The following is a 17,699-nucleotide window of genomic DNA, read 5'->3' as shown; positions in this document are numbered from 1 at the left end:
GCACGCCGGGCGCCGCCACGCCGCAGGCCACCGGGTTCCGTACCCTGACCTGGCCGTCTGGCCGGTGGCTGGACGCTTTCGCGGCACGACAGGAGCGCACGATGCCCCCCTCCGCCCCCGCGGGCCCTTCCACCTCGTCCGGACCGCGGCATCGCCTGCGGGCATGGCTGCTGGAGGGGCTGACCGATATGGCCAAGCGCCATCCCGGCCCGCACGCCGGCCCCCAGAACGCGCACCAGGGCCAGCGGTGGTGGCGGGTGATGTGCCTGACGGGTGTCGACTACTTCTCCACCCTCGGCTACCAGCCGGGTATCGCAGCCCTCGCGGCCGGGCTGCTGTCGCCCGTGGCCACCCTCGTCCTGGTCCTGGTGACACTGGCCGGGGCGCTGCCGGTGTACCGCCGGGTGGCGAAGGAGAGCCCGCACGGCCAGGGGTCGATCGCGATGCTGGAGCGGCTGCTGTCCTTCTGGAAGGGCAAGCTGTTCGTCCTCACCCTGCTCGGTTTCGCCGCCACCGACTTCCTGATCACCATCACCCTCTCCGCGGCCGACGCCGCCACCCACCTGGTGGAGAACCCGCACCTCACCAGCGCGCTGCACGGTGAGCAGGTGCTCATCACGCTCATCCTGGTCGCCCTGCTCGGCGCGGTCTTCCTCAAGGGCTTCCTGGAGGCGATCGGCGTCGCGATCGTCCTGGTCGGGATCTACCTCGGGCTCAATGGGGTGGTCGTCGTGGTCGGCCTGTGGCACGTCCTGTCCGCGCCGCACGTCGTGACCGACTGGACCCAGGGGCTCACCACCGAGCACGGCAACGGTCTGGCGATGGTCGGCGTGGCCCTGCTGGTCTTCCCGAAGCTGGCCCTGGGCCTGTCCGGCTTCGAGACCGGGGTGGCGGTGATGCCGCATATCGAAGGTGATGCCGGCGACACCGAGGAGCGCCCCACCGGGCGGATCCGCGGCGCGAAGAAGCTGCTCACCACCGCCGCCGTGATCATGAGCGTCTTCCTGATCATCACCAGCTTCGTCACCACCTTGTTGATCCCCGAGCAGGCCTTCAAACCCGGAGGCCCGGCCAACGGGCGCGCCCTGGCCTACCTCGCCCACCAGTACCTGGGCTCCGCCTTCGGCTCGGTCTACGACATCTCCACCATCGCCATCCTCTGGTTCGCCGGCGCCTCGGCCATGGCAGGACTGCTCAACCTCATGCCCCAGTACCTGCCGCGCTACGGCATGGCGCCCCACTGGGCACGGGCCGTGCGCCCGATGGTGCTGGTCTTCATCGCTGTTGCCTTCCTGGTGACGTGGATCTTCGACGCCAACGTGGATGCCCAGGGCGGCGCCTACGCCACGGGTGTGCTGGTGCTCATCAGCTCCGCCGCGATCGCGGTGACCATCGCCGCCCGGCGGAGCGGGGAGCGGGGCTGGACCGTCGGCTTCGCCGTGATCGCGGCGGTGTTCCTCTACACGACCGTGGCGAATGTGATCGAACGTCCCGACGGGGTGAAGATCGGCGCCTGTTTCATCGCCGGGATCATCCTGCTGTCGCTCCTCTCCCGGCTCGCCCGGGCCTTCGAGCTGCGGGTGACCAGCGTCGTGCTCGATGACATGTCCGAGCGGTTCATCCGTGACGTCGCCCACCGCGAGATCCGGTTCATCGCGAACGAGCCCGACCAGCGCGACGTGGCCGAATACCGCGACAAGCTCCAGCAGATCCGCACCGACAACGACCTCCCGGCCGACGACGACTTCATCTTCGTCGAGGTCACCGTGCGCGACCCGTCCGAGTTCGAGAGCGAGCTGCGCGTGCACGGCGAGGTCCTCCACAACCGCTATCGCGTACTCGCCCTCGAAAGCTCCACCATTTCCAACGCACTGGCCGCGCTGCTGTTGCACGTGCGCGACGAGACGGGCAAGCGCCCGCACATCTACTTCGAGTGGACCGAAGGGAATCCCTTCGCCCAGTTCCTCCGTTTCTTCCTCTTCGGCCAGGGCGAAGTCGCCCCCGTCACCCGCGAGGTCCTCCGCGAGGCCGAACCCGACCGTTCCCATCGCCCCCGTGTCCATGTCGGCTGACCTCAGCGGGTGAACGGCTGGACGGACTGGGCATGGCGGAAGACGTTGCGCGGGTCCCAGTACTCCTTGGCCTCTTGCAGACGTGTGTAGTTGTCGCCGTAGTACAGACGGTGTGAGGGTTCGCCGGAGGTGTTCCACTCGGGATCGTCGAGATCGGTGTCCGGGTAGTTGATGTAGCAGCCGTCGGTCACCGGTGCCGGCTGATCGCCCGCCGGGGTGCCTTCAGACGCCAGCACCGGAACGCCGCCGGTGTCCGCGTAGACATCGCGGTAGAACTCGCGGATCCAACGAAGATGTGGTGCAGCGATCGACGGGTCGGCATCGGCATCGTGCTGGTCGGCGACACCGTCCTTGTTGACGTCCCGCTTCCAGCTCCAGTACGTCTGGTACTGCAGCTTCAGCACCGAACTGCGCTGGTAGACCGCCGTGTCGGTACTGTCGGGCAGGTTGATGGCGCCGCCGTAGGAGTCGACCTGGAGCAGTGCCTGCGGATTGTCGTAGTCCGCACGGGTCAGATGGTTGAAGAGGGCGTCGAGCTGGTGCTCGGTGAATCCCCGCGTCATATACGCCGACTTGTATTTGCCGCACTGGTTGTCACCGGAGCCGTTGAGCGTCTGGGTGGCCGTCAGCCAGGGCAGCCGGGTCGGCACGTGCAGTCCGCCCATGGGAGCGTGTTCGCCCATCCGCCGGTCCAGTGGCGTCGGGTCGACGTCCAGGTCCTGGGTGATCCAGTCCAGGAAGGCGTTGAGCCGCTGCACGCTGTCCGGCCTGGTGGCGTCGAGCTGGGTGATCAGGCCGATCTTGCCGTTGGCGCGGTGGTTCAGCTTCAGCAGGGTGAACATGTCGGTGTAGTCGCCGCGGAGCGATTCCGGGAGCCGCGGGGTGTTCTCGTACTCGAAGAACAGCCCGTAGTTGCGCACCAGCGACTTGAAGCGCTCCGGCTGGCACTTGAGCTTCTCCCAGGGCCAGGCGATGGCATGCAGCAGCACCTGCCCGGGGGGCTTGGGAAGCCCCTTGAACCAGTACCGCGTGACCACGCCGAAGTTGCCGCCACCCCCGCCGGTGTGTGCCCACCACAGGTCCCGCAGCTCAGGCTCCGGGGAGTCGCGGCGCGCGACCACCACCTCGGCGTGCTGACCGTCGCGGACGACGACGACCTCGACCGCGTAGAGATAGTCCACCGTCAGCCCGTGCTGCCGGGAGAGCAATCCGTACCCACCTCCCGAGACATGGCCGCCGGCGCCGACGGAGTAGCACGACCCGCCGGGCAGCGCCACACCGAACGGTGCGTAGAGGTGCGTGGCGACATGCCAGTTGGTGGCACCGGACTCGACGCAGTACGCGCCCATCTCCTGGTCCAGATAGGCCCGGTCCATCTGCCCGAGGTCGAGGATGACGCCCACGTCCTCACCGCAGACGAAGTTCTCGTAGCAGTGGCCTCCCGAGCGGACCGTGATGCGGCGGCTGAGGCTCTCGTCGGAGCGGTGATCCGCCAGGTATTTGTTGAGCGCGGCGACGGCCTCGCCGGTCGAGCCGATCACGGACACATAGTCAGGTGTCGCGATGAAGCGCTGGTTGAATCCCCTTCGCAACGCCTCGTAGCGCGCGTCCCCCGGAACTACTTCAGTACCGCTCTCGGTGCCGGCGCTGATCTGATACGCAGCCATGATGGCCTCCCTATGACGATGGATCGATGTCGGGATGTGACGGCTGCGAGCATCGACGCGACACCGCGCAGGAAACTCTGCGTAGCCATCACCCTTCGTTTGATTACTATCCGTGATCGCCGTGGAGCTGTGAATGCCCGGAAGGTGTGCGTCCGGCGGCGTCATGTTGACGCTCGGCTGCCGGCGTCCGGCCGACCCGCTTCGACCTGAGGCGACCGGAGCTCCGCCCCGGCGCCGGCCCGGCCCTAGCCTGGAAGAGTGGACGGTGACTTGGTCACGGTGTTCCTGTGCGGGGATGTGATGCTCGGTCGCGGCGTCGACCAGATCCTCCCGTACCCGGGCGACCCCGCGCTGCGCGAGGGCTATCTGCACGACGCCCGCGCCTACGTCGAACTCGCCGAGGCGGCGAATGGCCCGATCCCCCGTCCGGTCGGCTTCGCCTGGCCGTGGGGGGAGGCACTACCCGTCCTCGACGAGGCCGCCCCCACGGCCCGGGTGATCAATCTGGAAACCAGCGTCACGCGCAGCGACACCTTCGCGTCCGGCAAGGCAGTCCACTACCGGATGAACCCCGGCAATCTCCCGTGCTTGACCCTCGCACGTCCCGACGTCTGCGTCCTGGCCAACAACCACGTCCTGGACTTCGGCCGCAATGGCCTGGCGGAGACGCTGGACGTCCTGGCCGGGGCGGGACTGCGGACGGCGGGCGCCGGAGTGGACGCCGACGCGGCGCGGTGTCCGGCGATCGTCCCCCTCGACGGCGACCATCGCCTCCTCGTCTTCTCGTTCGGCCTGCCGACCAGCGGCATCCCGTTCTCCTGGGCCGCGACCGAGGACCGGAGCGGAGTGGCGTTCCTGTCCGAACCCTCGGAAACCGCGGCAAACGGCCTGGCCGCACGGGTACGGCAGGCCAAGCGTCCGGGCGACATCGCCATCGCCTCGATCCACTGGGGCCCCAACTGGGGCTACGGCATCTCCCGCAGCGAGGCCGCCTTCGCGCGGCTGCTCCTCGACGGAGGCGTCGACATCGTGCACGGTCACTCCTCGCACCACCCGCGCAGCCTGGAGACCCATCACGGAAAACTGGTGATCCATGGGTGCGGCGACTTCATCGACGACTACGAGGGCATTACGGGCTACGAGCAATACCGGGACGACCTGCGCCTGCTCTTCCTCGTCTCGTTGGAGCAGCCGACCGGCAGGCTCCACGAGGTGCGCATCGTCCCCCTCCAGGCCCACAGGATGCGCCTACGGCACCCGCCCGCCCGGGACTGCCACTGGCTACAACGGCTCCTGGACCGCATCAGCGCGGGCTTCCATCCCTGCACCACCACGGAGGGGAACGGCCGCACGCTCACCCTCCGCCCGCTGTGACGCCGGCCGGGCAGAGGTGCGAGGGCCTCAAATGTGCAATGTGAGTGGGGGATGGGTCCCGTTCAGATAGTGGTCGCCGATGTCGCGCAGCCTGTGGGTGGGCGAGCCCTGGGCGGTCAGCACACGGGCGTTGCGCCAGAACCGGTCGAACCCCGGGCCGTCCGCGGGGGAGTCGGCGCCGTCGGTGAGTTCCAGGACGCGAGTGGTGATCTCCAGCGTGGACCTGCTCGTGACCGCCTCGGCCGCGGCGACGAGCACGGCGATGTCCGCGCGCTGGTCGACATCGAGCTCCCGCCCCATGAGGAGCCCCCTCGCCAGCGCCTCGGTGGCGGGCTCGACCACCGCCGCGGCGGTGTGCGCGGCAGCCACCAGCTCCCCGTAGGCGAGAAGGAGATACGGGTCGCTTCCGGGGCGCCGCTCGAAGGCACCGCAGTCCGGGTCGGAGGACGGCCAGTTGCGTGGTGCGGTGCGGCTGAAGTCCCGGGCCTCGGCCAGCGTTCCCTCGGCGATACCCAGACAGACGTGGACCAGGGCGAGCCGGAGCGCCAACGGGGCGAGCGTGGCGAACGGGGAGACGTCGTGTTCGTCGTGCGGCACGGTTCCGAGGATGTGGTCGGGCTGCACCGGTACGCCGTCGAAATCGACACTGCCGGCTCCGGTGAGCCGCTGACCGAGGCGGTCGTGCGCCGGAACCGCCGAGACGCGGGGATCGGCCGGGTCCACCTGTGCGATCAGCGTCTCCCCGGTGCCCGTGCAGACCGCGCTCACCACCAGTTGGTCGGCCACCGTGACGCCCGCCGGGAACACCTGGCGACCGTGGAGGAGGTATCCGCTCCCGGCCGGCGTGAGGGTGAGTTCGGGTCCCGTCTCGGTCTCCTGCTCCGGTTCCGTCCCCGGCAGCTCGATGCTCCCGCCCCAGAGCCACTGCCCGGCTCCCGCTTGACGCTCGATCCGCTCGGCCTGCTCGGGGGAGCCGAAGAAGCGAGCGCTCCACGAGAGGGCGTAGTGCCTTCCGAGGAGCTCGCCGATGGAGCTGTCGGCCGCCGCGATCTCCCGGATGACTGCACATGCCGTGCGCCAGTCGGTACCCGACTGGGACGAAGTCGGCGGCATGAGGAGGGCCGGCAGGCCGGCTTCGCGCAGCCGGGAGAGCTCGTCGAACGGAGGCTTGCCGGCGCGGTCCCGGGCAATCGCGTCTACGGCGAGATCCTCCGCGACCTCACGGGTGACGCGTTGCCAGGCGGCCTGGTCCGCCGTGTCGTTGACCTGTGGGGCGGCGGTGCATGCTTCGGACTTCTTCGGCATGGCGCCGGTCACCGTCCTGTCGGGTGGTCTGGCGGGTCGATTTCCCTAGTTTTCCCACTGGATTAGTAGGGAATGATGCGCCCGTACTCCCGTGACAGCAAGGCCCGTTCAAGGCGTGGACAGTCGAATCTTGGTATCCGGACGGAACCAAAGTCCCAGTCCGAGCAGCTCCCGGATGCAAACGGCGGCGAAGGCTACAGCCTCAGGGGTTCGTCCAGGAGGCGGGGTCCTCGGCCAGTGCGGATACCCGGGTGGGCAGTTCCGCCGAGGCGACATCGGCGAGCGAAACCCCGTCGAGGATCTGCCGGACGTTGGCGCGAAGGGCGACCCAGAGCGGCAGTAGGGACTCCGCCGGGCCGGTGTAGGACAACTCCGGCGGACGGACGCCGCGGACGGATACCAGGGGGCCGTCGACGACGCGGATGACGTCGGCGATGCTGATGGACTCCGGAGCCTTGGCCAGGCGGTAGCCGCCGTTCCCGCCACGCTGGCTGAGGACGAGTCCGCCGCGGCGCATGTCGTTCAGAATGCCTTCGAGGAACTTGTGCGGAATGTCCTGGGCGTCCGCGATGGCCTCCGCCTTGAGCGGTCCTGCGTCCCGGGTGTGAGCGAGTTGCAGCGCGGCGCGCACCGCGTAATCCGCTCTGGCTGAAATCCGCATGCTCGCATTATTCCGCAGTGCGACAGGGGCCTGGAGAGGTGGCGCGGGAGGCTGGTCAGTGGTCGACCGAGACCTCGAAGTGCTTCGGAGCGGCCCCCTCCGCGGTCACGGTGAAGGACGCGGTGCCCGCCGCGTCACCCGCTACCAACGGCGGGGTCTGTGCGTACCCCTGGGAGTCGGTGTCGACCGTGACAGTGGTTTCTCCGCCTTCGAAAAGGACCTGCTGGGTCGTGGACAACCAGACGAACGTCACCGCCGCATCGGTCACCGGCAGCCCGCTCCTGCGGTCGACGAGTCGCGCCTTCAAGGGGTCCGAGAAGGTCTCGTGGGGGCCGGCGTGCTGTCCCGTGCCTCCGGCCGGCTCGATGGCCACCGTCAGGTCCGTGCCCGCTTCCGCATTCATTGCGCCTCCTCATTCCATGACCCTGAACAGTCTGCTTGGGCGTCGGCCCGCCCGCTCCGCCGTCACTCGAGCGGGTGTTTCCTGGCTCGAACGCGGCAGAATGCTTGCACACGCGGGCTTTTTCGATGCAGGCTTTACAGCGGACGCAATGAATCGATTAGGGAAAGAGATACATGTACAACGCCCTTGGATACAGGCACAGTTACCGGACCGTGGGACTGTGGACGCAGTTCAGGCGAGCGGCTGTGACGCTGGTCAGCGGCCGAGGGCCTTACGGAGCTCGTCCTTGTTCATCGAGGAGCGGCCGTCGATGTTGCGCTTCTTGGCTTCCTCGTAGAGCTGGTCCTTGGTGGGACCCTGGGCGCCGCGGTGAGAACGCTCGCCGCCGCGCTGCGGCGCGGACTTCTTGTCCCGGGTGGAGACCTTGCTGGCGGTCTTCGACTCCCCGGACCGGGCACGTTCCTTGTTCACGGTCCGAGCGGCGATCTCCTTCGCCCGCTTCGTCGACTCGCCTCGCTGCTCGGCACCCTCCTTGATGTGCTCGTACTGACGCTCACGCTTCTTGCTCGAACCTGCAGGCATGACGGCTCCTTGACCGGTTGATGTGTCGTTCGTCGGCCGGCCGCGTCTCGGGGCGGTCGACGGTCACCCCTTCAGTTCACTCCGTTCGGCGGCAGTGCGCGAGGCAGAACGGCCGATCGGGCGGGTGGGTCTCCGGTGGCGGGAACCCGCCGGTGGCGAGCTCGCGCGCTGCCCCGCCCACCGGCCCCCCTCGCCGCACCAGGCACCGGCCGGACGATGACACTGGACGGATGACAGAGGGGGCGCGGCGCGCGGGGGAAGGAGTGCCGGGCCGGTGCGTGTTGATGTAGTGAGGTCAGTCGGTGGAGAGCGCCTCGAGGAGGTCTCCGACCTGCGGGTCGGGGAGGGCGCGGGCGACATCGGCCAGAGCCACCATGCCGACGAGGCGATGACCGTCGATGACCGGCAGGCGACGGACCTTGTGGCGGGCCATCGTTGCGAAGATCTCGTCGGCTCCGTCGTCGGCGCCGATGGTGACCGCTTCGCCCTGGGCGAGTTCGCCGGCCTTGGTCTGCTGCGGGTCCAAGTTCTTGCCCAGCACCTTGACGACGACGTCCCGGTCGGTGAGGACGCCCTTGAGCCTGTCGTCCGTGCCGCAGATCGGCAGCGCTCCGACACCGAGGGAGGTCAGCTTGCGAGCCGCTTCGAGGATGTTGTCGTTCGCGCCGATGCATTCCGCACCGGGCGACATGATGTCGCGTGCCACAGGCATGACTGTGTGTCCTTCCTGGAGGAGGGATCTTGATGTGAGGAGGTGAGTTTCCGTGCGGGTTACCGGCCTCGACCGGTGACGTAGTCGCGTACCCGGTCCACCAGGCCCAGGCCGGGAGCGAGCAGCTTGTTGGCCGGCGGCGTGCTCGGGGCCATGGGGTGGGCGCGGGTCGGGGCGGTCTTCTTCGCCTCGCGGACCTTCCGGCCGAGGCTTTCCAGGACATAGGGGTGGACGCCGTCGCGCAGCTGGGGGAAGAGCTGGTTCTCCTCGTCCTCCACGTGCGCCGTGACCTCGGTGCGCAGTTCACGGACGAGGCGGTCGAAATCGGTGTCATCGGGCTCGCGTCCTTCGAGCTCCTTCAGCAGCTGCTCGACGCGGAGGTGGTCGGCGATCTCCTTGTCCGCCAGCATGCCGCCGTTCTCCAGGTGGTCGCGTACGGCCGGGTAGAGGTGTTCCTCTTCGGCGACCGAGTGGCGCACCAGCTCGATGGTCAGGGCGTCCAGGAGCCGTTTGCGGGCGCTGCTGCCGGGTGCCGCGTTGTCGAACTGCTCGAAGAGGTCGTCGACCTCCCGGTGGTCCGCGGTCAGCTCCGCGATGACGTCCTCGCCGTGCTCCATGATCTGTCCTGTCCCTCCGGTGACCCGGGCGCTGCCGGCCCGTTGCCGGGCGCACCCAGGGCAACGGGTTCCCGAGTCGTCCGGCGCATAACGTCAACTCCGGGGAATTGCGTCGGATGCCGGGATGCAGGGGGCCGGGATGTCGGAGTGGTGGGATGCCGGGATGGGGGCCGTGGTGGTGCGGGGGCGTGCGGTGGGCGGCGGGGGTGGGGAGGGGGAGGGGCGCGGGGAGGTGGTGTGCCTCGGGTGCCGGGCGAGGAGTTGGTTGGGGGTGCCGGGACGTCGCCGTTCCCGTGGCGGGCTCGTGACGGGCTCGTGCGGCCCGTGGCGGAATCCCGGCGTGCGCAGGTGACCGGTGAGCGTGCTCCCGGGTACGGCTGGCTGTCACCTGCCACTGGATGCGGCTTGCTATCGCCGCCTGGAGGGTCGGGTGCAGCCGTTGAGAGGTCGGGTGCCGCCGCCTGGGGGTCGGGTGCTGCCGCTTCGAGGTTGGGTTGCCGCCTGGAGGGCGGGACGTGCGGGACGTGTGCGTGCAGGACGTGCGGGGCGGGCGGCCAGGGCCCTCTGGTGGGGCGCGGCGGCTCGGGTCAGCGGGCCATGGTCACCGCGTAGGCGATGAAGAACGCCGCGCAGAGGACGACGACGATGCCGAGGATGATGGCCGGGCCCTTGGCCCATCCGCGGGTGGGGAGGTCGCGGGGGCCGGTCTCCGAGCCCGTGCTGTCCTCGCCCGGTGGGGTTTCGCCCGGCGGCACGCCGCCTCCGGGGCCGAGGCCCGGGGTTTCGCGAGGATCCGGATCAGGGTGGTGAGTGCTCATACCGGGAGTTTGCCCGAAAAAGACCAGTTTCACCGGTGGGGTGGGGGGAGTGGAGTGGTGATGGGGTGGTGGGCGGCGAGGTGGTGGCTGGGTGGGGTCGTCGGGGCCGGCGATAGCGGCGGGGGTGGGCGGGAGGGATGGGGTGGGGGAGGGGAGGGGGCAGGCGGGGAGGCGGTTTGTGTTGCGTCTGGCGCGTTTGTGATCAGTGCTTGGTGGGGCGCGGGGGCCGATTGGCTTAAATGTGCATCCCGCAATTCCTCCGCCACCGTGGAGTGGCGGAGGAATTGCGGGATCCTGGCCCGCGTGCGTCATTCCGCTTGCGGGCTTGTGGCGCTACCAGTAGTGCCGTCGGCCGGCTACTGCGTGACCCATTGCCCCGAGGACCCAGAGGATCGCCCCGATGACGGCGAGGATGATTCCGATGGTCCATAGGATGCCGATGCCGGTCACGAACCCAATGACCAGCAAGATAATTCCGAGAACGATCACGATGTGCTCCGATCTCGCATATGTTCCCCTCTTAACTGTGGTCCCGGTGTGACGCACGGGCAACTTCTGCCGTCGACCTGTGCGAAGCCCATGGAAGGTGTACGGCGTGATCACATAGGTGAGTGCGTGGGTAATTCCGGGTTCTGCCGGCGGTCAGGGGCTGGCCGCGGGGAAGGGAAAGTGAGGGCTGCCGACCGCTGGCTGCAAATTCCCTGTGGCGGCCGCGGGTCGGCCGTGATACGCCGCATTCGGTTTTTACTATCCAGTGGTGGCGATGGGTGCGGTGGTGTCGGTGTCGGTGTCGGTGTCGCTCTCCGGGGGCGGGTCGGGGGCCGGGCCCGGGGCCGGAGTCGGGATCAAGGGAGTAGGTGAGGACTGCCCGATGCGCCGAGGGGTGGACGGGGGGTGAAAAGGAGGCCGCATTTCTTCGTCGCTGCGGCGGTATGGCGTCGTAGGTATTCCGTGGTCGTGGCGGTTGGTTATGCGGTTGCCGCTCTGGGCGTGGTGTACGGACTGTGGGTGGTACTGGTCGGTCTGGGGGTCCTGGGCGGCGGGGCTTTCGGATTCACCTTTCAGTACCAGGACGGTGAGGACTGACCTGTCGGTAGGTCGAGGACTGCCGTGGCAGTGAGGTGAGGGCAGCCGGGGAAGCGGGGTGAGGGGGCGTCAATTTGGTGTGGATGGGCGGCCTCGTGGGCCTGGGGGCTATGGCGCCTCGGGGCGGTCGTTGTGGGGCGTCCTGCGGTGAGGGTGATGGTGGCGGGGGCGGTGGTTGGTCCAGTTTGCTGCGGCTTCGATTTGCAGCAGGTTGAGTCCGGTCTCCGCGACCAGCCGTTCCCGGGAAAGGCCCTCCGGGTGCCGGCGCAGCGCTCGGGCGATCTTCCCGGCCCACAGCTCGGCATTCACGAAGGGTCGTGCGTGGTAATGCTGTTGCAGTTCGCCCAGGTGCGCCGTGGAACAGGCCGTCAGTGACCGGTTTCCGTCCAGTGCCGGATCGTGGACATGGATTGCCGAGGAATCCGGAACGATGGCATGGACCCCGGTCCCGTCCACCACGCTCGCGCCGCACAGTCCACACAGTCCGGGAAGCTGTTCCGCTTCCTCCGGCTCAATTGCCTCACCCACAGCGTTGTTCTACCTCGCGGTGACCGCTGGGGCAGGTTCGGCACGCCGCACCACCCGTACCTTCCGCCGCGTTCGCAACCTTCGGTCGGGCGTCAACAGACCGACGACAATGAGGTGATGGCGGGTTTAGGGACATGCCTTGGGAGTCGTCGGGTAGAGGCGGGTCGAGGGGGGACTGCAGACGGGGACCGAGTCAACAGCTAGGAGCCCGAGCATGACCAGCACCGGCACCATGACAGCAGCGACTGCGGTAGCGACCCCGGCCACCACTACGTCCAAGGGGAGTGCTGCCCCGGCTCCGTCGGTGTCTCTGCCGCCGATCGATGAGCCGCAGCGCCTTGCGCCGAGTGAAGCCAGGGAATTGTCGAGGGTGTTCTTCGAGCGACTCGACGTCCTTGAGGAAGGCACCCCCGAATACCAGTACGTGCGCAACACGCTGATCGAGATGAATCTGTCCCTCGTGCGCTACGTCGCCCGGCGCTTCCGCAGCCGGGGGGAAAGCGCCGAGGACGTTCTGCAGGTGGGCACCATAGGTCTCATCAAGGCGATAGACCGCTACGACGTTTGCCGGGACGTGGAGTTCACCACGTTGGCCGTGCCGTACATCCGCGGGGAGATCAGGCGTTTCTTCCGTGACGCCACTTGGTCCGTCCATGTGCCGCGCCGGCTGCAGGAACTCCGTATCGACCTCGCGCGCGCCTTCGAGGACCTGGAGGCCGCCAACAACCACGATCCGTCGGCGGCGGAGCTTGCCGCACATTTGAAGCTGCCGGAGGAGGAGGTGCGGGAGGGGCTCATCGCCTGCAACGGTTATGACACCGACTCCATCGACCGGCCGATCCAGACCGCGGGCAAGCAGCAGACCGGGCTTGTCGCGGACCTCATGGGCAGCACCGACCCCGCGCTCGACCTCGCCGAGAACATCCAGGCACTCAAGCCGCATCTCGCGCAGCTCGACGAGCGGGAACGCACACTGCTCCGGCTCCGGTTCGGGGCGGAGATGACCCAGGCCGAGATCGGCAAGGAGCTCAACCTCTCCCAGATGCACATTTCCCGGTTGCTGAACCGTGCCTGCACCAAGTTGCGGAAGGGACTGCTCGCCGAGGCGTGAGTGAGTGCCGCCGTGGCACCCCGCGCGATGAGGGTGGACCTGGCGTCAGGAGTGACAGGAGTGAGGGGAGGCAATCTAGGAGGCAATCGGAGCGAGAGACGTTCGGAACGACGTTCGGAACGAAGGGCCGAGGAAGGACCGGGGCGGCAAGGCGCCCCGGTCCTGTCGTGTGTGCGTCGCGTCGTGTTGTTGGACTGGCCGTTTCTTGTCTCCGGGGCCTGTGCTCAGGCGCGCACAGGGATGACGTTGATGACGTTTCGGGTGGTCAGGGCGCTGCTCTTCGGGCACACCGCCGCCTCGGCCGCCGCCCTTGCTTCCCTTGTCGGTGCCGTGTGCCTTCCTGCTGCCGCCGGGGCCCACCGGACGATCGGTGTCCGCCTTCGTCTCGGCGGCGTCCTGGACGGTTGCCCCCTTGTCGCTACGGCGCACTTCGGGTTGCTGGGGGTTCTTCGACATGGCGTCCCTCTCCGCTCCGGTCGGTTCCGCTCGGGTCAGTCGTTCCGTCAGTGGGTTCGTCAGTCGTTCCGCTGGTCTCGTTCCCCTTTGGGGCCGCGACCTCGCTCGGTCCGCGGTCCCTGGCTGCGCCACTTCGGGTCGCTCTCCAGGGTTTCCTTCGCATCCTCCGCAGCGTGCTTGTCGGGAATGCCGCGGTCCTCGGCCTCGCTGCGAAGCCTCGCGCGCCGCTTGTCGAATTTCTTGCTGCCAGGCTCGGGCATGGTGGCCTCCGCCTTTCCTCTGTTTTGGGAGGGGTCTCTCTCGGCCCGTGCCCGAAGTCATCAGGGCAAAACCTTATAAAAGGTGCGATTGGTCGGCTGGTGGGTACCGCTCGCTCTCGTCCGGTGGCTCGCTCCCGTCCGGTCCTGTCCTGTCCGGTCCGACCCCCTCCGATTCGTTCGAGGCCCCGCATATGATCCGCGGGAGGGGGGCGAGCCGGCCGAGGAGTACCTCATCCAGGCCCCGGGCGGCGTCCGTCGGGGCCTGCCCAGGGGCGTAACGCACAAGCTGTTCGCCTGCGTTGGCGCTCATCGCGTTGGTGTCGCGTTGTTGTCGCGTTGGTGTGTTGCCAGGAGTCGCGCGTGGGGCGGGCACGGCGTAGACAGGACAGGAGGGGGCGGCGGCGTGGGCAGCGGCGCCCCGGCCGGCCGCGGGCGAGGGAGAGCGAGTGTGAGGAGGAGGCACCCATGACGGTGAAGGTCATCGAGGGGACCGGGACCACGGTTTGCCCGCCGCACTGCTACGCCCTCTATGAGGGCGGTCATTTCAATGAGGGGGAGGACGACGCCCGGCGGGTGCTGGTCGCCGACGAGCCCGTGCCGGACCTCGCGGAGCACGGGTTCGCCGCCGTGGTGCAGTCGCTGGTGAACTTCAGCCGGTTCGCCGTGGAGCTGTACGACGAGCCCGGCCACCGGGGCGAGCATCTGACCTTCGGGCCGACCCTCTCGCCGAAGGACCTCGGCGGATTCCGGACCGAGGCGGGGAAGAGCTGGGGCCGCCGGGCCCGCTCCGTCAATACCTCTACCGTCCGGCCGGAGGGCCGGCAGCCCGGGACCGTGCCGAGCGGATCTGCGGAATGAGCGTGGTCACCAGAACGTCGCGATGAGCGGTGCGCGCGGGGTCCAGCGGGCGGATCGGGGACACGCCGTGCAGGGTGCTGCGGTCGTCCGACACCAGGAGCGCGGCGGGCTCGTCGAGGGTGGCGGACAGCAGCTCCCGGCCGTCCGGGGCGTACACGGTGCTGCGGCCTCCGGTGGCGTTGCTGCGGTGGACGAGCAGGGAGGACACCAGCGTGACGCCGTCCTGGTGCTTGCCCTCCGGCGTGGGGTTCCCGGCGCCGTCCGCCGCGGCGACGACCCGGAACGGATGGACCTTGGCGTTCCATGTGGTGACCGTGGGATCCAGGGCGCCTGCGAGGCGGCCCAGGAGTGCCAGTACGGCGCGCAGGACGGGATCGGCCGTGAAGGCGTCGGTGAGGGGCTCGAAGTGCCGGTCGACACCGTCGTAGAGCGGATTGGTGCGGTCGGGCTGGACGAAGGGGAGGTGCGGGAGGTGGGACAGTTCGCCGGTGGCGGGGGTGAGCGCGAACTGGCCGTACCGGCGCAGCCGGCAGGTGCCCTGTTCGGCGGCGTAACGGTCCGGGGAGAGCTCCTCCCAGTGGGCGGCGAAGCGCGCCCAGGCCGCCTCGTCGGCGGCCAGCAGGGACCTCGTGACGGCCGCGGGGAGGAGATGGGCACCGGCCGTTGCCAGGGAGGCGCGGGCGGTGGCCACCGGGGTGGTGACGGCGGTCTCGTCCATGTGCGGACACCTCCTGGCTCCTGACTGCTGACTGCTGACTGCTGACTGCTGACTGCTGACTGCTGACTCTCAAGGGTTCGGCTTCTCGGGGCTTCGGATTGTCAAGGGTTCGGAATCTTGAGCGTCCGGATTCTCGGAGGTTGGTATTTACGGGGTTATGACCAACGGCCGCCGGTGACGGCAAGTGGGGCGCGCAGTGCGGTGCGGTCGTGGCGCCAGGCGTCGAGGAGGTGGGTGGCGAGCCGGTCCTCGAGGTGGACGGTGGCGCCGATGCCGAAGGCCACATCGGGTTCAAGGTCCGGTTCGTCGGTCAGCAGGCCCTCGACGACCTCGCGGCGTACCACCTGCTCGTGCACCGCGTCGGCCTCGACGTGTTCGTCGTAGAACCGCTCCGCCGCCGGGCCGGCACCGGTGCGGCGCATGGCGTCCGCGAGGCGCCGCGCGGAGGGGGAGGAGGTCACTTCCACGGTGGCGAAGTGACCGACCAGGGCCCCGCGCAGCGACCGGTGCAGACCGAACAGGGACATCAGGTTGACCGTGGCCAGCGCTTCGGCGGGCGCCAGGTCGAGGTAGTGCCCGTAGGCGGTCTCCAGGCCGAGGTCCGTCATGAGGTCGGCGAACAGCTGGGCGTGGATGTCGTCGGCGCGTCCGGCGCCGAACTCGTCGAATTCGACGGCGACCATCCCGGCCTTGGCGCGGCCGCGCAACCGGGGGAGGACCCAGGCGTGCGGGTCGGCCTCCTTGAGGTGGTACAGCGAGCGCAGGGCGGCGTACTCCCGCAGCTGCCACAGCCGGCCCTCGCGTCGCAGATAGTGGCTCACGCTGGTGCCGTCGTCGGCAACCGGTTCGACCAGCAGGCCGTCCAGCGCCTCCGCCGCGCCGACGGAGGACGGGACGTCCGCCCGCAGCGCCTGGAGGAACACCTTTTCCAGCGCGCGCCGAACCGCCAGCAGCGCGGGGTCCCATTCGCGGTCGTCGTCCACGCCGTCGAAGCCCTGGTAGTGCAGTTCGTAGAGCGCATACAGGGCGAGCTGGAGGTCGGCTCCGTAGGGGTCGGCGTGCTGGGCTTCCTTCTCCGTGGTGGTGAGCAGGGGGTCGGTGCCTGGCGTCCGCAGGGAGAAGCGTGGTGAGTGGGGGGCGGATGCGGAAGGCGAGGAGAGGGCGGAGAGGGCGGAGAGGACTGCGGTCGAGAGCTTGCCCTGGGGGCGGGGCAGCTGTGGCCGGCCGGCCGGGCGGGGAAGCGGTGGGGCGGAGGGCGTGCCGGATGAGGTGGTCAGGGGGGCCGCCGGCCTCATGGCGCGTCTCCTTCCCGTTCGGGGGTGGGGCCTGACTCGGGGGTGGGGTCTGACTCGGGGGTGGAGCCCGGCTCGTGAGTTGGGCCCGGCTCGGGGGTGGGGCGTGCGCGGCGGCGGTGACTGGTGTCGCACCACGGGTAGCTGTGGCTGCGCCGGCAGGTGCAGAGGGCGACGACGAAGCGGTCGGAGACGGCGACGGAACCGTCGTCGCAGACCACCTCCACCGGGCCTTCCACCAGCATCGGGCCGTCCCGGGTGAGGGTGATGCGGCGCGGTGGGCGCTCAGGGACGTTCGGCACGGATGATCACCAGTTCCTCTGTGTGCGGCGAGCTGGCCCCTGTCATCGCGCTGTTCCCTGTCATAGCGCTGTTCCCTGTCATGTCGAGCAGGCCGTTGCTGCGCAACCACGGAAGCCGGGAGCGCAGGACCGGGCCGAACGGGATGTGCGCACGGTCGCTTACCTCGGCGCGCAGCCCGGACCGGGACAGCCGCGACAGGGTGTCCCCGGTGCCGCACAGCCCGGAATGGACCATCAGCAGTACCCCGCCGGGGCGCAGCGCCGCCGGTGCGAGGTCGCAGATCCGGTCGATGTGCAGCCGCCCGTCGAGTCCCGCGTCCCAGGCCCGCGCCGCGCCCCGGGGTGGGCGGCGGCCGGGTGCGGGTACGTACGGCGGATTGCTCACGAGCAGGTCGAAGGTGCGGCCGCGGACGGCGGTGGCCAGATCGCCCCGGCGGACCCTGAGGCGCAGGCCGGCGAGCCGGGCGTTCAGCCAGGTGGTCAGCACCGCCCGCCAGGCGATGTCCACGGCCGTGACCCGGGCCCCGCGGCGGGCGGCCCCCAGCGCGAGGGCCCCGCTGCCCGTGCCCAGGTCCAGCAGTTCGGTACCCGGGCCGATGCCTTCCCGGTACAGGGCGTGCAGGAGGAGTCGGGTGTCGTCCTGTGGCGCGTAGACGCCGGGGAGGGTCATCAAGGGACGCGGCCGGACGAGCGCGGCGGTATCGGGGGTCATCTTCCGCACCTCCTTTCGCGGGGTTGCACGGTTCTGGTACGGCCTTTGCGCGGCCCTGGTACGGCCTTGCACGGGTCCGCGGCCATCAATGGCTCCCGCGGCTTCGGTTCCAGCGTTGCGGTAATCCGGTGAGGCGACCACTGGGGAGCGGGAGCGGGAGCGGGA

At 69.2% G+C, this 17,699-nt stretch carries 19 protein-coding genes; 4 read left to right on the top strand and 15 right to left on the bottom strand.

What is annotated here, in order from left to right:
• Positions 1-101 precede the first annotated feature (101 nt).
• Complete coding sequence (locus ACGF4C_RS15005) at positions 102-2,072, top strand: amino acid transporter (protein ID WP_393566426.1); 1,971 nt, start codon at positions 102-104, stop codon at positions 2,070-2,072.
• 2 nt (positions 2,073-2,074) lie between these two features.
• Here the strand turns inward: ACGF4C_RS15005 and ACGF4C_RS15000 are convergent, their stop codons facing one another.
• Entirely contained in the window at positions 2,075-3,739 is a 1,665-nt protein-coding gene (locus tag ACGF4C_RS15000) for an FAD-dependent oxidoreductase (protein WP_393566424.1), read from the bottom strand.
• 258 nt (positions 3,740-3,997) lie between these two features.
• On the opposite strand from ACGF4C_RS15000, the gene ACGF4C_RS14995 reads away from it, so the two are divergent.
• Positions 3,998-5,113, top strand: coding sequence for a CapA family protein (locus tag ACGF4C_RS14995; RefSeq protein WP_393566422.1), 1,116 nt, complete (start codon positions 3,998-4,000; stop codon positions 5,111-5,113).
• Positions 5,114-5,140: 27 nt separating this feature from the next.
• Here the strand turns inward: ACGF4C_RS14995 and ACGF4C_RS14990 are convergent, their stop codons facing one another.
• From ACGF4C_RS14990 to ACGF4C_RS14950, 9 genes are all read right to left on the bottom strand, one after another.
• On the bottom strand, positions 5,141-6,418 hold the full coding sequence (locus tag ACGF4C_RS14990) for an acyl-CoA dehydrogenase family protein (protein WP_393566421.1): 1,278 nt from the start codon (positions 6,416-6,418) through the stop codon (positions 5,141-5,143).
• A gap of 202 nt (positions 6,419-6,620) precedes the next feature.
• Entirely contained in the window at positions 6,621-7,079 is a 459-nt protein-coding gene (locus tag ACGF4C_RS14985) for an RrF2 family transcriptional regulator (protein ID WP_393566420.1), read from the bottom strand.
• 55 nt (positions 7,080-7,134) lie between these two features.
• Positions 7,135-7,482 (bottom strand): Ig domain-containing protein, encoded by a 348-nt coding sequence (locus tag ACGF4C_RS14980; protein ID WP_393566418.1) that lies wholly within the window; start codon positions 7,480-7,482, stop codon positions 7,135-7,137.
• Between the two features lie 255 nt (positions 7,483-7,737).
• Positions 7,738-8,064, bottom strand: coding sequence for a hypothetical protein (locus ACGF4C_RS14975; RefSeq protein WP_030414852.1), 327 nt, complete (start codon positions 8,062-8,064; stop codon positions 7,738-7,740).
• A gap of 295 nt (positions 8,065-8,359) precedes the next feature.
• Positions 8,360-8,776: a CBS domain-containing protein gene (locus ACGF4C_RS14970; RefSeq protein ID WP_030414851.1), complete on the bottom strand. Its 417-nt coding sequence runs from the start codon at positions 8,774-8,776 to the stop codon at positions 8,360-8,362.
• Between the two features lie 59 nt (positions 8,777-8,835).
• Positions 8,836-9,393 (bottom strand): hemerythrin domain-containing protein, encoded by a 558-nt coding sequence (locus ACGF4C_RS14965; RefSeq protein WP_030414850.1) that lies wholly within the window; start codon positions 9,391-9,393, stop codon positions 8,836-8,838.
• A 587-nt stretch (positions 9,394-9,980) separates the two neighbouring features.
• Complete coding sequence (locus ACGF4C_RS14960) at positions 9,981-10,211, bottom strand: DUF6480 family protein (protein WP_393566416.1); 231 nt, start codon at positions 10,209-10,211, stop codon at positions 9,981-9,983.
• A 333-nt stretch (positions 10,212-10,544) separates the two neighbouring features.
• Positions 10,545-10,700 carry a DUF6131 family protein gene (locus ACGF4C_RS14955; protein ID WP_234442379.1) on the bottom strand — a complete coding sequence of 52 codons (156 nt, stop codon included), beginning with the start codon at positions 10,698-10,700 and terminating at the stop codon, positions 10,545-10,547.
• Positions 10,701-11,405: 705 nt separating this feature from the next.
• On the bottom strand, positions 11,406-11,756 hold the full coding sequence (locus ACGF4C_RS14950; RefSeq protein ID WP_393566415.1) for a hypothetical protein: 351 nt from the start codon (positions 11,754-11,756) through the stop codon (positions 11,406-11,408).
• Between the two features lie 283 nt (positions 11,757-12,039).
• Here ACGF4C_RS14950 and ACGF4C_RS14945 point away from each other — a divergent pair, with 283 nt between their 5' ends.
• Positions 12,040-12,936 (top strand): SigB/SigF/SigG family RNA polymerase sigma factor, encoded by an 897-nt coding sequence (locus ACGF4C_RS14945; protein WP_393566413.1) that lies wholly within the window; start codon positions 12,040-12,042, stop codon positions 12,934-12,936.
• Positions 12,937-13,451: 515 nt separating this feature from the next.
• Here the strand turns inward: ACGF4C_RS14945 and ACGF4C_RS14940 are convergent.
• Complete coding sequence (locus ACGF4C_RS14940) at positions 13,452-13,652, bottom strand: hypothetical protein (protein WP_393566411.1); 201 nt, start codon at positions 13,650-13,652, stop codon at positions 13,452-13,454.
• Between the two features lie 465 nt (positions 13,653-14,117).
• On the opposite strand from ACGF4C_RS14940, the gene ACGF4C_RS14935 reads away from it, so the two are divergent.
• Positions 14,118-14,510 carry a hypothetical protein gene (locus ACGF4C_RS14935; protein ID WP_393566409.1) on the top strand — a complete coding sequence of 131 codons (393 nt, stop codon included), beginning with the start codon at positions 14,118-14,120 and terminating at the stop codon, positions 14,508-14,510.
• On the opposite strand, the gene ACGF4C_RS14930 is transcribed toward ACGF4C_RS14935, so the two are convergent.
• The 4 genes from ACGF4C_RS14930 to ACGF4C_RS14915 form a co-directional block, all read right to left on the bottom strand.
• Entirely contained in the window at positions 14,452-15,228 is a 777-nt protein-coding gene (locus ACGF4C_RS14930) for a 2OG-Fe dioxygenase family protein (protein ID WP_393566407.1), read from the bottom strand. The genes ACGF4C_RS14935 and ACGF4C_RS14930 overlap by 59 nt on opposite strands.
• A gap of 155 nt (positions 15,229-15,383) precedes the next feature.
• Positions 15,384-16,523 (bottom strand): iron-containing redox enzyme family protein, encoded by a 1,140-nt coding sequence (locus tag ACGF4C_RS14925; protein ID WP_393566405.1) that lies wholly within the window; start codon positions 16,521-16,523, stop codon positions 15,384-15,386.
• Positions 16,520-16,789: a CDGSH iron-sulfur domain-containing protein gene (locus tag ACGF4C_RS14920; protein WP_393566603.1), complete on the bottom strand. Its 270-nt coding sequence runs from the start codon at positions 16,787-16,789 to the stop codon at positions 16,520-16,522. The genes ACGF4C_RS14925 and ACGF4C_RS14920 overlap by 4 nt, the downstream gene beginning before the upstream one ends.
• Before the next feature lie 16 nt (positions 16,790-16,805).
• Positions 16,806-17,534 (bottom strand): HemK2/MTQ2 family protein methyltransferase, encoded by a 729-nt coding sequence (locus ACGF4C_RS14915; protein ID WP_393566403.1) that lies wholly within the window; start codon positions 17,532-17,534, stop codon positions 16,806-16,808.
• Positions 17,535-17,699 lie beyond the last annotated feature (165 nt).

Origin of the sequence: Streptomyces sp. NPDC048197 (assembly GCF_043202395.1) — a bacterium.
Taxonomy (GTDB): domain Bacteria; phylum Actinomycetota; class Actinomycetes; order Streptomycetales; family Streptomycetaceae; genus Streptomyces; species Streptomyces siderophoricus.
This window is presented reverse-complemented; position numbering and strand designations above follow the sequence as displayed.